The organism is Agrobacterium pusense, from assembly GCF_013285525.1.
GTDB classification, from domain to species: Bacteria; Pseudomonadota; Alphaproteobacteria; order Rhizobiales; family Rhizobiaceae; genus Agrobacterium; species Agrobacterium pusense.
The window spans coordinates 1,722,042-1,734,851 of the sequence record NZ_CP053857.1 but is presented as its reverse complement, the minus strand read 5'-3'; the positions used below and the strand labels follow the sequence as shown (position 1 = coordinate 1,734,851).

12 protein-coding genes are annotated in these 12,810 nt (G+C 59.4%); 3 read left to right on the top strand and 9 right to left on the bottom strand.

The window, feature by feature from the left end:
* Positions 1-8 precede the first annotated feature (8 nt).
* Entirely contained in the window at positions 9-1,136 is a 1,128-nt protein-coding gene (locus tag HQN82_RS21515; RefSeq protein WP_022563695.1) for an LLM class flavin-dependent oxidoreductase, read from the bottom strand.
* Positions 1,133-1,999, bottom strand: coding sequence for an ABC transporter substrate-binding protein (locus tag HQN82_RS21510; RefSeq protein ID WP_173615886.1), 867 nt, complete (start codon positions 1,997-1,999; stop codon positions 1,133-1,135). Before HQN82_RS21510 ends, HQN82_RS21515 begins: the two co-directional genes overlap by 4 nt.
* A 213-nt stretch (positions 2,000-2,212) precedes the next feature.
* Here HQN82_RS21510 and HQN82_RS21505 point away from each other — a divergent pair, with 213 nt between their 5' ends.
* A complete protein-coding gene (locus HQN82_RS21505; protein ID WP_037093306.1) occupies positions 2,213-2,578 on the top strand; it encodes an ArsR/SmtB family transcription factor in 366 nt (121 codons plus the stop codon).
* Position 2,579: 1 nt separating this feature from the next.
* Complete coding sequence (locus HQN82_RS21500; protein ID WP_173615885.1) at positions 2,580-3,209, top strand: glutathione S-transferase family protein; 630 nt, start codon at positions 2,580-2,582, stop codon at positions 3,207-3,209.
* A gap of 4 nt (positions 3,210-3,213) precedes the next feature.
* On the opposite strand, the gene HQN82_RS21495 is transcribed toward HQN82_RS21500, so the two are convergent.
* Together HQN82_RS21495 and HQN82_RS21490 are read right to left on the bottom strand one after the other, a co-directional pair.
* Positions 3,214-5,049, bottom strand: coding sequence for an ABC transporter ATP-binding protein (locus HQN82_RS21495; RefSeq protein ID WP_173615884.1), 1,836 nt, complete (start codon positions 5,047-5,049; stop codon positions 3,214-3,216).
* A gap of 213 nt (positions 5,050-5,262) precedes the next feature.
* Complete coding sequence (locus HQN82_RS21490; protein ID WP_173615883.1) at positions 5,263-6,459, bottom strand: aminotransferase class V-fold PLP-dependent enzyme; 1,197 nt, start codon at positions 6,457-6,459, stop codon at positions 5,263-5,265.
* 88 nt (positions 6,460-6,547) lie between these two features.
* On the opposite strand from HQN82_RS21490, the gene HQN82_RS21485 reads away from it, so the two are divergent.
* Positions 6,548-7,384 carry an IclR family transcriptional regulator gene (locus tag HQN82_RS21485; protein WP_173615882.1) on the top strand — a complete coding sequence of 279 codons (837 nt, stop codon included), beginning with the start codon at positions 6,548-6,550 and terminating at the stop codon, positions 7,382-7,384.
* Between the two features lie 6 nt (positions 7,385-7,390).
* Here HQN82_RS21485 and HQN82_RS21480 read toward each other — a convergent pair whose 3' ends face one another.
* From HQN82_RS21480 to HQN82_RS21460, 5 genes are all read right to left on the bottom strand, one after another.
* The gene (locus HQN82_RS21480) at positions 7,391-7,885 is read right to left on the bottom strand and encodes a RidA family protein (RefSeq protein WP_173615881.1); all 495 of its coding nucleotides are present in this window, start codon (positions 7,883-7,885) and stop codon (positions 7,391-7,393) included.
* 82 nt (positions 7,886-7,967) lie between these two features.
* On the bottom strand, positions 7,968-9,191 hold the full coding sequence (locus HQN82_RS21475; protein ID WP_173615880.1) for an amidohydrolase/deacetylase family metallohydrolase: 1,224 nt from the start codon (positions 9,189-9,191) through the stop codon (positions 7,968-7,970).
* Between the two features lies 1 nt (position 9,192).
* Entirely contained in the window at positions 9,193-10,068 is an 876-nt protein-coding gene (locus tag HQN82_RS21470; protein WP_004438752.1) for an ABC transporter permease, read from the bottom strand.
* Positions 10,068-11,009, bottom strand: coding sequence for an ABC transporter permease (locus HQN82_RS21465; protein WP_006698531.1), 942 nt, complete (start codon positions 11,007-11,009; stop codon positions 10,068-10,070). The genes HQN82_RS21470 and HQN82_RS21465 overlap by 1 nt, the downstream gene beginning before the upstream one ends.
* Positions 11,010-11,115: 106 nt before the next feature.
* Positions 11,116-12,642: an ABC transporter substrate-binding protein gene (locus tag HQN82_RS21460; protein ID WP_173615879.1), complete on the bottom strand. Its 1,527-nt coding sequence runs from the start codon at positions 12,640-12,642 to the stop codon at positions 11,116-11,118.
* Between the last annotated feature and the right edge of the window lie 168 nt (positions 12,643-12,810).

Here is a 12,810-nt window from a genome sequence, read left to right as displayed (position 1 = left end):
AGCCATGCTCATGAGGCCTTGGCCGAGAGGTCACGGTCGAACAATGTCGACCACGTGAATTGTTTTGCCGCCGAAACCTCACGCGATACGTCAAGACGCGGAAGCACCTTTTCCCCGAAACGGAAGGCTTCTTCCAGCAATGGCATGCCGGAAAGGATAAAGGTGTTCACGCCCGCCTTCTTATAGGCCTCCAACGTGCGGATGACAGTATCGGGCGAGCCGACGATAGCTGTTCCCGGACCTGGACGAACGAGACCGATGCCGGCCCAGAGATTTGGCGCTATTTCAAGATCGCGCAGGTTCTCCGGCTTCTGGCCGCCATGCATCGCCGTCATGCGCTGCTGGCCGACGGAATCGGTCTTGCCGACGAAACGCTGGTTGGCGGCAATCGCTGCCTCATCCATGCGCCGGTAGAGATCGGCGGCGGCAGCCCAGGCCTCTTCATCCGTATCGCGCACGATAACATAAAGGCGAATACCGTATTCCAGTTCTCGACCGAGCTTTTCCGCCCGCGCCTTGACGAGATCGACCTTCGCGCCAATCTGATCAGGCGTTTCGCCCCATGAGAGATAGGTCTCGACATGTTTGGCCGCAACGTCGATGGCCTTGTCCGAAGAGCCGCCAAACCACAGCGGCGGCGGCTCGATGCCCTGCCCCACCGGCAGAGCAAGCTTTGCGCCCTGCGTCTGGAAATAATGCCCGTTGAAATCCACCGTCTCGCCGGCGAAAAGCCGGTGCCAGATTTGCAGATATTCATCCGCCATCTCGTAGCGCTCGTCATGCGGCATGGTCATGCCGTAGGCGCCGAGCATCTTCGCATCGCCCGAGACGACATTGATAAGCAGGCGCCCGCGCGAAAACTCCTGAAGCGTTGCCGCCATCTTGCCAAGCAGCGTTGGCGCGATCAGGCCCGGATGAATGGCGACCAGCAGCTTCAGCCGCTCGGTATAGGAAAGAAGCGCACCCGCCAGAACCCAGACGTCATGCGCGCCGGTGGCAAACAGCGCCCCGGTATAACCGAGCTGGTCGTAAGCGAGCGCCAGTTGCTTGTAATAACCGAGATCGACCCTGCGGGAGCCTTCCGGCTGCCAGGGATAGGCGCCGTCGGGGGCGCACATGTACCAGAAAACATTCATCTGTCGCCTCCCGCGCTGGCTGCCTGCTGAACCATGCTCTGTCCGGTGTGAACCGGTAAGGAAAAATGGCCGTGCCTGTAAAGCGTATCGGCCTCCTCCTGCTGTTCGGCAAGAATATTTTGAGTGGCGGGCACGACTGAAAGATCGCGAGAGCGCAATACCCTTGCCCAGGACGAAGCGTCGCCTTCGCTGCCAGGTTCGGCGGCGAGCAGTGCAGCCGCCTGTTCTACATTAGCCATAACGCCGCGGCCGACGCGGTCCAGTTCAGCCGCAATCGCCTGCCTCGTTTCAGGCGCAAGAGCGTGACGATCCAGCGTCCAGAACAGCGAACGGTTGGGAATGGTGGAGCCGCAGCGAACCAAAAGACTGATTTCTTCATGGGTCAGAGCCTTTTCCAGCCGCGGCGACATCGTCACCCAGGCATCGACGCGAGCTTCCACGAGGTCCCTCAGGCTGTCACTGTCGCCGCTTTCTATTCGGTTGACATCCGAGAGGCCAAGCCCCGCTCCTTCCAGGCTGCGCGCCAGAAGATAGGTATGAAACGATCCGTCAATAAGGGATATGCGTTTTCCCAAGAGATCGGCGGCGGAACGGATCGGGCTGTCGCGCCGCACGAGGATCGCGCCATTGGCCGGCCGCGGTGCGGAGGCGGCAATATAGACCGCCGAAAGCCCGCGCGCATCCGCCTCGATGGGCGGTGTCGACCCGGTGCCGCCAAAATGTATTTCACGCTTTTCCAGAAGCGCCGCGGTATCGCGCCCTTCTCTATAGGGCACGAATTCAGGCTCGAATGCCTCGAAAGAACCGGGCCAGAGCCGGGCGAGCCGCAAATGCAGATTGTTGGGATGGACCCCGATTTTCATGTCGACACCTCATTTCACAATCAATCTACTTTTTTATAGAGTGTTTTCGAGAAACGATTTGGCGATGCCCGGGCGGAAAGCGAAAGAGAAATCTACTAATCCTGTAGATTTTAAAAAATGTCTGATTGAGCTGGCATGATATTTATCAAACCATTGAAATTTATCGCCGCACAATTTACTTTTTTATAGTTTGAAAAGTGAGCCTCTTCAGTCGTGACCAAACCGGTTTCCAATCTCATCTGCCGCAGCGTCGTTGAAGCAAGCGAGCTCCTGAAGCTTGTGGCCAATGCCAACCGTCTGGCCATCGTCTGTTACCTCATGGAAACGGAAGCCTCCGTTTCCGCGCTCGAATATGAACTCGGCATCCAGCAGCCGACGCTTTCGCAGCAGCTGGCCGAACTGCGCGATGCGGGGGTCATCGAAGGCACGCGGGAAGGCAAGGCGGTGATCTATCGTGTTACCGATCCGCGTATTGTCCAGTTGGTTCTGACATTACGCGGCCTCTATACTGATCTTTCCGATGTGACCGGCAAGAAAGGCAGGCGCGCCTTACCGCTGGATGAGGCAATGTTCGACTAGGATGATCGACCTTTACACCTGGATCACGCCAAACGGCCTAAAAATCTCGATTGCGCTGGAAGAACTTGGCCTGCCCTATGTCAGCCATGCCATAGAGATCGAAAAAGGCGAGCAGTTCTCGGCCGAGTACAATCGCATCAACCCCGGCTCCAAAATCCCTGCAATCGTCGATCGCGATAATGGAACCGTTTTAACAGAGTCCAACGCAATCCTGATCTATCTCGCGGAAAAAGCCGGACGGCTCATGCCCGTCTCTGCCGCGGCACGGCTGACAGTCACCGAGTGGCTGATGTGGCAGGCCGCCAACTTCGGCCCGACACTCGGTTATGCCCATTATTTCCTGACGTACAATACAGGAAAGGCACCCTTCGCCGAAACCCGTTTCGCCTCGGATACCGAACGCCTCTACCGGACGCTGAACGACCGCTTGACAGAGCGCGGGTTCGTCGCCGGCGATTTTTCAATAGCCGATATTGCCATCTGGCCATGGGTTTCGCGTTTCGCCCGTCATAAAATCGATCTCGCTGATTTTCCCGCAGTAAACCGCTGGTATCGCCAGCTTGGACAGCGCGAAACCTTCCAGCGCGGTTATCGCGTACCATTTGTGACATCTGACGTTCCGGGGCTTTGATCGCTCAGCTGGCGACAAGATGGCCGGGTGAGACTTCGCGATATTCCCGCGGCTTCACGGAATAATCGACTGAGCGGATAGGACTTTTCAACTCGTCATTGGCGGCACCGCGACGCGTGTTTCTGCGGTCCGGGTCCGGCACCGGCACGGCCGCCATCAGCTTGCGGGTATAGTCATGCTGCGGGTTGTCGAAGACAGCCGCACGCGGGCCGATTTCGACGATCTCGCCGAGATACATCACCGCCACCCGGTGGCTGACGCGCTCCACCACCGCCATGTCATGGCTGATGAAGAGAAAGGCGAGATCGAGGCTCTGCTGCAGATCCAGCATCAGGTTGATGACCTGCGCCTTAATGGAAACATCCAGCGCCGAAACGCTTTCATCAGCGACGATGACCTTCGGCTGCAGCGCCAGCGCGCGGGCAATGCAGATGCGCTGCCGCTGGCCGCCGGAAAATTCGTGCGGGTAACGCGCCGCCATATCGGGCGAGAGGCCGACCTTTTCCAGCATGTCGGCCACCACATCCTTCGCTTCGCGGGCGCTGCCCATGCGGTGTTCCAGAAACGGTTCGGCAATCGCCGCACCCACCGTCATGCGCGGATTGAGTGAGGCAAAGGGATCCTGAAAGATCATCTGCACCGTCTTGCGCATCTCTCGCATGCCTGACTTGTCGAGGGCGAGAATATTCTGGCCATTGACCATCACCGAGCCGGCATCCGGCTCGATCAGCCGCATGATGGCGCGACCGGTGGTCGACTTGCCGCAACCGCTTTCGCCAACCAGCGACAATGTTTCCCCAGCTCTCAAATCAAAGGACACATTCTCCACAGCGTGAACGCGACCGCTGAGCCTTCCCAGCAGGCCGGAGTGAATGTCGAAACGCTTGGTCAGCCCTTCCACCTTCAGCACCGGCTGAGCGCTTGCGTCAACGGTATCGGCCGGGCGCGCCGGTTCCTGCGTTTCTCCCGTGGTGGTGTTGACAATTGGAAACCGCAGCGGCCTTTCCTCGCCCGTCATGGAACCGAGAACCGGAACCGCGGACAAGAGTGCGCGCGTGTAGGGATGTTTACCGCGATGGAAAATATCCGCGGTCGCGCCGACTTCCACCTGCTCGCCGCGATACATGACGACCGTGCGATCGGCGATCTCCGCCACCACGCCCATGTCATGTGTGATGAACAGGACGGAGGTGCCCTCCTCTTCCTGAAGCGCCTTGATGAGATCGAGGATCTGGCCCTGAATGGTGACGTCAAGCGCCGTCGTCGGCTCATCCGCGATCAGCAGCTTCGGTTTGGAGGCAAGCGCCATCGCGATCATCACGCGCTGGCGCATGCCGCCGGAAAACCGATGTGGATATTCATCGAAACGCGAAGCGGCGGAGGGTATGCGGACTTTTTCGAGCAGGCGGATCGTCTCCGCCCGCGCTTCCGCTTTCGACATGGGCTGGTGGCACAGAAGAGCCTCGGAAATCTGGTCACCAATGGTGAAGAGCGGATTGAGGCTGGTCATCGGCTCCTGAAATATCATGGCGACTTCATTGCCTCGCACCCGCCGCATGGCGTCTTCGGAAAGGGAGAGCAGATTGCGACCTCCGAGCAGGATTTCACCCTGCACCCTGCTGCTTTCCCGATCCAGCAGCCGCATGATGGAAAGCGATGTGACGCTTTTGCCCGATCCGCTTTCACCGACGATCGCAACCGTCTCGCTTGGCCCGACATCAAAGGAAATATCACGCACCACCGGTTTCCAGCCGCCATCCACGTGAAACGACGTGGTGAGGTTGCGGACGGAAAGCACAGCATCTTTGGCACCAAGCGGTACTGCCTGCGACATGGTCATGATCGTTCCCTTCTTTTCTTCTCGTCTGAATTCAGGCACGGCGTCACGGCCTGTTTCTTCTCCCCGTTCGGGAAGAAGGTGGCCCGAAGGGGCGGATGAGGGGGCGACGTTGCCGCATACCGCCGACCTTGCCCCCTCATCCCGCTGCCGCAGACTTCTCCCCCTCGGGGAGAAGAAACTCGCGGCACCCGCTCGGTCCATATGCAGTCGTTATTAGTCCGGCCAGCGCAGCATGCCGTCGAAACGGTGGCGGCTGCGGTCTTCGAACGGCGTGGCGATCACCTCGTTGGAGGCACGCGCCTTGTCCAGCTCTTCCGCCAGACGGGACGCAACGATGGTCTCCTGGCCGGGATGCAGGTTGCAGGGGTCGAGATAGAAATAACGATGCTCCACCTCGTGATCACGGGTAATGATCGGCGGATTACCTCTGGCCAGCGCAGTCGTCAGGTCCCATGCCGTGATATGGGCTTCTTCGGCATCGATGATAACGCGCAGCCGGTCGAGCGGATTGTTGGTTGGGTCGGGCTCGATCAGCGCCGTCACGCCGGGGCGCCCGTCCAGCGTCTTTTTCCAGAGGTTGAGATAACCGGTTTCTCGCTCGCGAATGCCCGCATGGTCGCGCTTTTCCCAAGCTTCCAGCGCCGCCATGACGCCGTAAATGCTTTCCTTGCCGACCTTCATGCCGCGGCCGATGCCCATGTTTTGAAGGAAGGCATTGCGCACCAGTTCCTTCTTGCCGGCAACGATGCCTGAGGTGGGGCCGCCGAGGAACTTGTGGCCGGAATAGAGCACGACATCCGCACCCGTGGCCAAAAACAGCTTCAGGTCGTATTCGGAAGCGGCATCGACAATGACAGGGACACCCTTGGCGTGTGCGATCTCGACGAATTCTGAAAGATGGAGCAGACCGTAATCCACCACATGATGCGAGACGACATAGACAGCGGCCGCCGTCTTTTCGGTGATGGCGTTTTCCATATGGAAACGGTGGGTCGATGTTGCCTGCCCGACCAGCACCACCTTGCCGCCGCCGAGGCGGATGGCCTGATCAACCGGTGCGCCATAACTCACCACATGCCCCATCTGCACCAGAACCTCGTTCTTCTCAGGCGCAACATCGGGCAGCTTTTCGATGGCGAGAAGATTATTGCCGGTGATCGCGCCCGCGACAGCAAGGCTGATGCCGGAGGAGCAGGACGCCGTGATAAAACCGGCCTCGCCGCCCGTCAGCCTTGCAATGATCGCACTTGCCTTGCGCTGCAGATCGTTGATCTCGACAAATTGCGGCAGGATGGCCGCCATGGCTTCAACCGCTTCCGGAACGACGATGGAAGCGCCGAGCGAGGTCATGGTGCCCGAGACGTTAATGACCGGGCGAAGGCCGATCCTGCTTCTGATATCCTCGGTCATGTCTTTCTCCTGTCTTTGCGATGCGATGGGCATCGACATATATGCCATAATAATGTAATAGCTTCTCAAAATTGATGAGGAGCCAAAATTGGACGCCCATAGACTGGACGAAATGCCTTCAACCGCCGTGTCTCCCACGCAGGAAAATCCGGACGCGAAGGCGGCCAAGCGCTCGCGCGTCAGCGGCATCGACCGTGCGCTTCAGGTTATTGATTACCTTTACGAAACCGGATCGCCGGCCGGCGCTTACGCCATTGCCAAGGCGATCAAGGCGCCGCTTTCCACCGTCTATGTGATCATCGACGATCTCGTCGAAAAGAACATGCTGGCGCGCAATGCCGATGGCAATATCTGGCTCGGCGCGCGGCTTTACCATTATGGCCTTGCCTATGCCCGCTCGCTGGATTTCATGGGGGTCGCCACCCACGAAATGCACGATCTCTGCCGCCATGCGGGCGAGACGGTGCAGCTTTGCGGCCGCGATGGCGACCATATGCTGGTATTGGCCATGGCGGATGGACCGAGCCATTTTCAGGTCGCGTCCCGCGTCGGCACCCGCGTTCCCTTGAACTGGACGGCGTCCGGACGTCTGCTCGTCGGGCATCTGCCGGAAGCGGAACGTCTCGAACTTTTCCGTCGCTGCGCCCGTTCCTCGCCGACCGGACGCGCGGAAATCAACCCGGAAACGCTGTCCCAGTCTGCGGCGGCGGCCTTCCATGACAGGCTGTCGATCCAGGTCGCAGAGTCCGATTACGCCGTGGCATGCATCGCTTCGCCGATTTGCGACAACAGGGGCGAATGCGTTGCGACGATTTCCATCGTGCTGCCCGAGCAGAAGGTGCTGGCGGACGAGAACCACTACACCGAGCAGGTCAGGGTCTCGGCGGAACGGATCGAAAAGCTGATGGGCTGGCGCAACCATTAAACGGCCTCAACCCTTGAGCGCGACGATGGCTTCGATTTCGACGGTTATATTGCCCGGCAGTGAGCCGAAGCCCACGGCGGAGCGGGCATGTTGTCCCGCATCGCCAAACACATCGATGAAGAGATCGGAACAGCCATTGATGACGCTCGGGTGATCGCGGAAATCGCTGACGGCATTGACCATGCCAAGCAGCTTCACCACCTTCTTCACCCGTGACAGATCGCCCAGCGCCTCGTGCATGACGGCAAGCAGGTTGATGCCGGTGAGACGCGCATGATTATAGGCCTCTTCCAGCCCGATTTCCGCGCCCACCTTGCCGGCATAGAGGTGGCCGTTTTCTTCCCGCGGTCCTTGGCCCGAAAGATAAAGCATGTTGCCTTCCACCACGTGCGTGACGAAATTGGCAATCGGCGGCGGCGGCGGTGGCAGGGAGATGCCTAGCGCGGCGAGCCGGTCATAGGGCGAGACGTGCCCTTCTGCGTCGAGCGGAGACTGTTTCACGCGAATTCCTCATAATGCCGGGAGCGGTTTCCCGTAATGGCTGCGAAAGGCGGAGGAAGGACCTCCGCCCTATCAGTCGGGGTCAGCGCCAGGAATAACCATGGCTGTGGCGCACCAGCTTGCGCGCCCTTGGAATGTAACGGCTGGCCGCGATGGCTTCCGCGCCGATAACCGCATACCGCGGCTCGAACAGGCGCTTCAGGCGCGACACGTCGCCGTTGGAATCGGTCGCTTCCAGATCGGCATCGACAAGATCAAAAACAGTGAAATCTGCGCGCTGACCGACCTCGAGACGGTTTTCCATATCGAGGCGGATGATGGAGGCGGGGTTACGGGTCACGGCTTCAACCACGTTTTCGAAGGGCATGTTGACGGAGAGCAGCTTCGACATGGTGGTTGCCAGATCCCAGACCGGGAAATTCATCGAATGGCCATGCAAATCCGTAGAGATGGAGAACGGAAGCAACCCACGTTCAATCGCGGCTTCCGCAACCTTGAAGGAGAAGGATGCGCCGCCATGGCCGATATCCAGCCGGATGCCTTCGCCCGCGCAGCGTTCGGCCAGGCTGAACAGGTCCTCGTCTTCCATGATGCTGGAGCCCGACTTGCCGTTGAAGCAGTGGGTCACGACATCGCCGGGGCCGAGAATTTCCAGAACCTCGTCGTAAAGGGCCGGCGGTTCGCCCACATGTACCATCATGGGCACTTTCAGGATCTTGGCGATCTTCTTGCCGAGCTTGACCGGCGTCACACCCCAGGAGCCGGTGATGACATGGCTCGCCCGCACCTTCAGGCCGACTATATGCTCGCTGTTTTCCGCGTAACATTCGAGGATACGGTCGAGATCGATATCCTTGATGTCGCGCAGTTCAGGCACCCGGTTGCAGGCAACGAGGCCGATGGAGCCGAGGTTGAGGAAGGCCTTGATGCGCTCCCTTGAGGGTTCGATGATATATTCCCTGAAACCGTGGAAATTCGCCTCGCCCGCCGAACCGGCATCCACAAGCGTGGTTACGCCGCGCTCGGCCCCGCATTCGGAGGGGCGGATGGAGATGTCGGTGCCGCCGTGCCAGATATGCACGTGCAGATCGACCCAGCCGGGCGAAATGAAGGCACCTTTGGCGTCGATACGCTGCGCATCCGCAGGCACCTGCAGGGCAGAGCCTACCGCGGCAATCTTGCCGTCGCCGCCGATCAGAATATCGGTCGAGGCCTGTGATGCGCCTTTGCCGAAACCGACCGGTTTGACATTGGAAAGAAGAATGGGTGATTGAAGAGGCGTTTTGGCCTGTTCACCGGATGTCATATTACAAATCCCTTCGCAGTCTTGGGTCGAGCATGTCCCGCAGCCCGTCGCCGACCATTTGCAGCGACAGCACGGAAAGAATGATGGCAAAGCCGGGGAAATAGGTCATCCAGTCGGCCTGTCCGATATATTGGCGGCCGGCGGAAATCATGGTTCCCCACGTTGGAATTTCGGGGCTGACACCAAGTCCCAGAAACGACAGGCCGGCCTCCGCCAGCATGGCGCTGGCAAAAAGAAAGGTGCATTGCACGAGGATCGGCGAGACCAGATTGCGCAGGACATGCCGCGTCATGATGTGGAAGGTGGAAATGCCGAGCGCCTTCGCCGCCTCCACATAAGGCAATTCGCGGATTACCAGCGTCGAGGCGCGCACGATGCGGGCAAGGCGCGGCGAATAAACCACGGCGAGCGCGATGATGACAGTCGTCAGCGACGGGCCGAGAGCCGCCACCAGCGCAATCGCCAGCAGAATATCCGGAAACGCCATCATCGCATCGATCAGCCGCGCGATCGGTGTATCCAGTTTCTGGAAGAAACCGGCAAGCAGGCCGAGCGTGATGCCGATCAGCGCCGAAAGCGCCACCACGGCGGCCCCGACCAGAAGCGACAGTCTTCCGGCGTATATGGTGCGGGAAAAGACGTCGCGACCAAACTCATCGGTGCCGAACCAATAGAGTTCGCTCGGCGGCTTCAGGCGGTTCACGATCGACAGTTTTGAGGGCGAGTACGGCGCTATCATCGGCGCGAAAACCGCAAGGAGCACGAAGACGAGCAGCACGAGCAGGCCGGCGGCGACTGTCTTGCGCTTCAGGAGACGCCGAATGAACAGGACAGTCGGGTTGCGTGCCGGGGGAACGGTGGAAACGATATCGGCCATCAGTAGCGAACCCTTGGATCGACCAGCAGGTAAAGCATGTCGATTGCAAAATTGATGAGCACGTAGAGCCCGGCGATAACGAGAAGCGCGCCCTGGATGACCGGATAATCACGCCGGAGCACCGCCGAGACGACGAGATTTCCGACCCCCGGCAAGCCAAAGACCGTCTCCGTTACCACCGCACCCGAAATCAGCACGGCGGCGGTGAGGCCAAGCACGGTGAGGATGGGTATAAGCGCATTCTTCAGCGCATGTTTCATCACCACCCGACGCTCCTTGACGCCCTTGGCACGCGCAGTGCGGACATAGTCGTCACCGAGGACATCCAGCATAGAGGCGCGGGTGAAGCGCAGAATGAGGGCGGAGGACACGAGGCCGAGCGCGATGGCCGGCAACGTCAGATGATACATGCGCTCGACGAAACTCGACCCCGGCCCGCCATAACCCGATACCGGGAACATATCGAGCCTGACGGCGAAGACCTGCATGAGGATGAGGCCGAGCCAGAAGCTCGGAATGCTCGCCGCCAGCATCGCGACCGTCGTTGCGGCCTGGTCCACGAACGAACCGCGCCGGTAAGCGGCATAGATGCCGATCGGGAGAGCGATGACGCTGGCGATCAGCAATGAAAAGATTGTCAGGAAAAAGGTGGGTTCGGCCCGATCCAGCAGGGCTGATCCGACAGGCATATTAAGAAAGATCGACTGGCCGAGATCGCCCTTCAGCAATTGGCCGATATAGTAGACATATTGCACCCCAAGCGACTGATCGAGGCCGAGGCGGGTGCGCAGTTCCGCAATGTCCTGTGCCGAGGCATCCGGCCCCAGCATCACGGCGGCCGGGTCTCCGGGCGTGACGCGCAGGATGACGAAAACGATGGTGACGACGAGGAACATCACCACGATCATTCCCGCAAGTCTCTGGAAGATATACCGTATCACGAATAAGGGCTCCCGACCGCAAAAGTGGCGGACCACTTATGCGCGATAGTTGAAGCGAAGCTGCTGAAGGGTGCCGGCAGCCCGGCACCCGATTGCCGTCCTGGCCTTATTTTGTGACCGAGGCATTCCAGAAATACGGCCACGGAGCAGGATCGACGCCTTCCAGCTTGTTGGACTTCGCCGCCACGGCATTGAAGTCACCGATCTTGAGAAGCGGCAGCTCGGCATAGATCGTCTTCTGCACATCGGCCCAGAGAGCGACGCGTTTATCCGGATCGACTTCGGCAGTGAAGGCATCAACTGCAGCCTTGCGTGCCGGCGTATCCCACCAGCCCGGCGAGCTCGTGGAAAGCGCGCCCATCAGCGCCGGTTCCGGCAGGAACGGGCTGTGGCTGATATAAATATCCCAGAGCTTCGGGTCAGCGCGGCGCTGTGTCAGCGTCGCCCAGTCCACCACCTGCATATCCACCTTGAAACCGGCCAGTTTCAGATATTCTGCAGCAACCTGCGCCATCTTGTAATGGAACTCATACTGGCGGCTGGTAAGGATGCGCAGCGGCTCACCACTGTAACCGGCGGCCTTCAGCTTTTCGGCGGCGGCTTCCGGATTGCCGACATTATAGTTGCCCTCGACACCTTCTTCTGAATGCCAGGAGAAGTTGTCGGGATAATAAGCGCCGTCGAGCGCGTAGAAATCCGTGCTGCCAAAAGCCGCCGCGAGCATGTCTTCCATGTTCAGCGCTTCCGTCACCGCCTTGCGAACCTCAAGCTTTGAGGACAGCCCCTCCTTGGTGTTGAAGACGAAGACCGGATAGCCGAAGGGCTTCAGCATCAACGGCTGCGAGGCGGACGACGACTTCACCTTGTCGAAGGATTCCACAGGAATGGAATCGACATAGTCGTATTGGCCCGAAACGGCGGCTTCGACGCGGGTATTCGGATCAGGCACCGGAACGAAGCGGATTTCATCGAGATATTGGTGGCGCGCACCTCCGTAACCGTCGCTTTCGCCGCCGTGGGACTTGTAGCCATCGAAGCGCACGAGCTGGATATACTGGTCGGCCTTGCGTTCCTTCAGCATATAGGGACCGGTGCCGATGAATTCGGCCATCGGCTCCGCCTGCTTTTCGGCCGGCAGGATGATCGCCGCGGAATTGTTGAACGCGAGCAGCGAGGTGAGCGGGGCATAGGGCTGCTTGAGGGTGATAGCCACCGTACCGGCGTCGGGTGCGGAAATATTCTCGATGAAGCCGGCTGCCTGCTTGCCGCGCGAGGCGATCTTCATCCAGCGTCCGAGCGAGGCGACGACATCTTCAGACGTCATGTCGCTGCCGTCGTGGAACTTGATGCCCTGTCTGAGCTTGATCGTGTAGGTTTTGCCATCTGCGCTGATCTCGGGCTGGCTTTCCGCCAGCAGCGGCGTCACCCTCCAGCCCTTGTCGAAAGTATAGAGCGTTTCGAAAATGTGCTGTGTGACGATGCCGACGAGATCGGCGGTAGACGCCATGGGGTCCAGTGTCGGCGGCTCGCCGATGGTGGCGACATTGATCACGCCGCCCTTTTCCTGGGCCATCATCACACCAGGTGCAAGCAACAAAGCGGCGGTGGCGAGAAATGCAATTTTACGTCTCATGGTCAAGCTCCCAGCTCTTCTGTGTTCCATTATTATGTTATATGCATCTTTATAACAGAATATCTTGCTGCCACGCCTTGTCAATAACCTTGAAGCGAGGAGGACTAATTACCGGAACGAGGGGAGGTATTTGGTTACAAACTGCCCGCCCCGGGCGCTTTCGGCAGC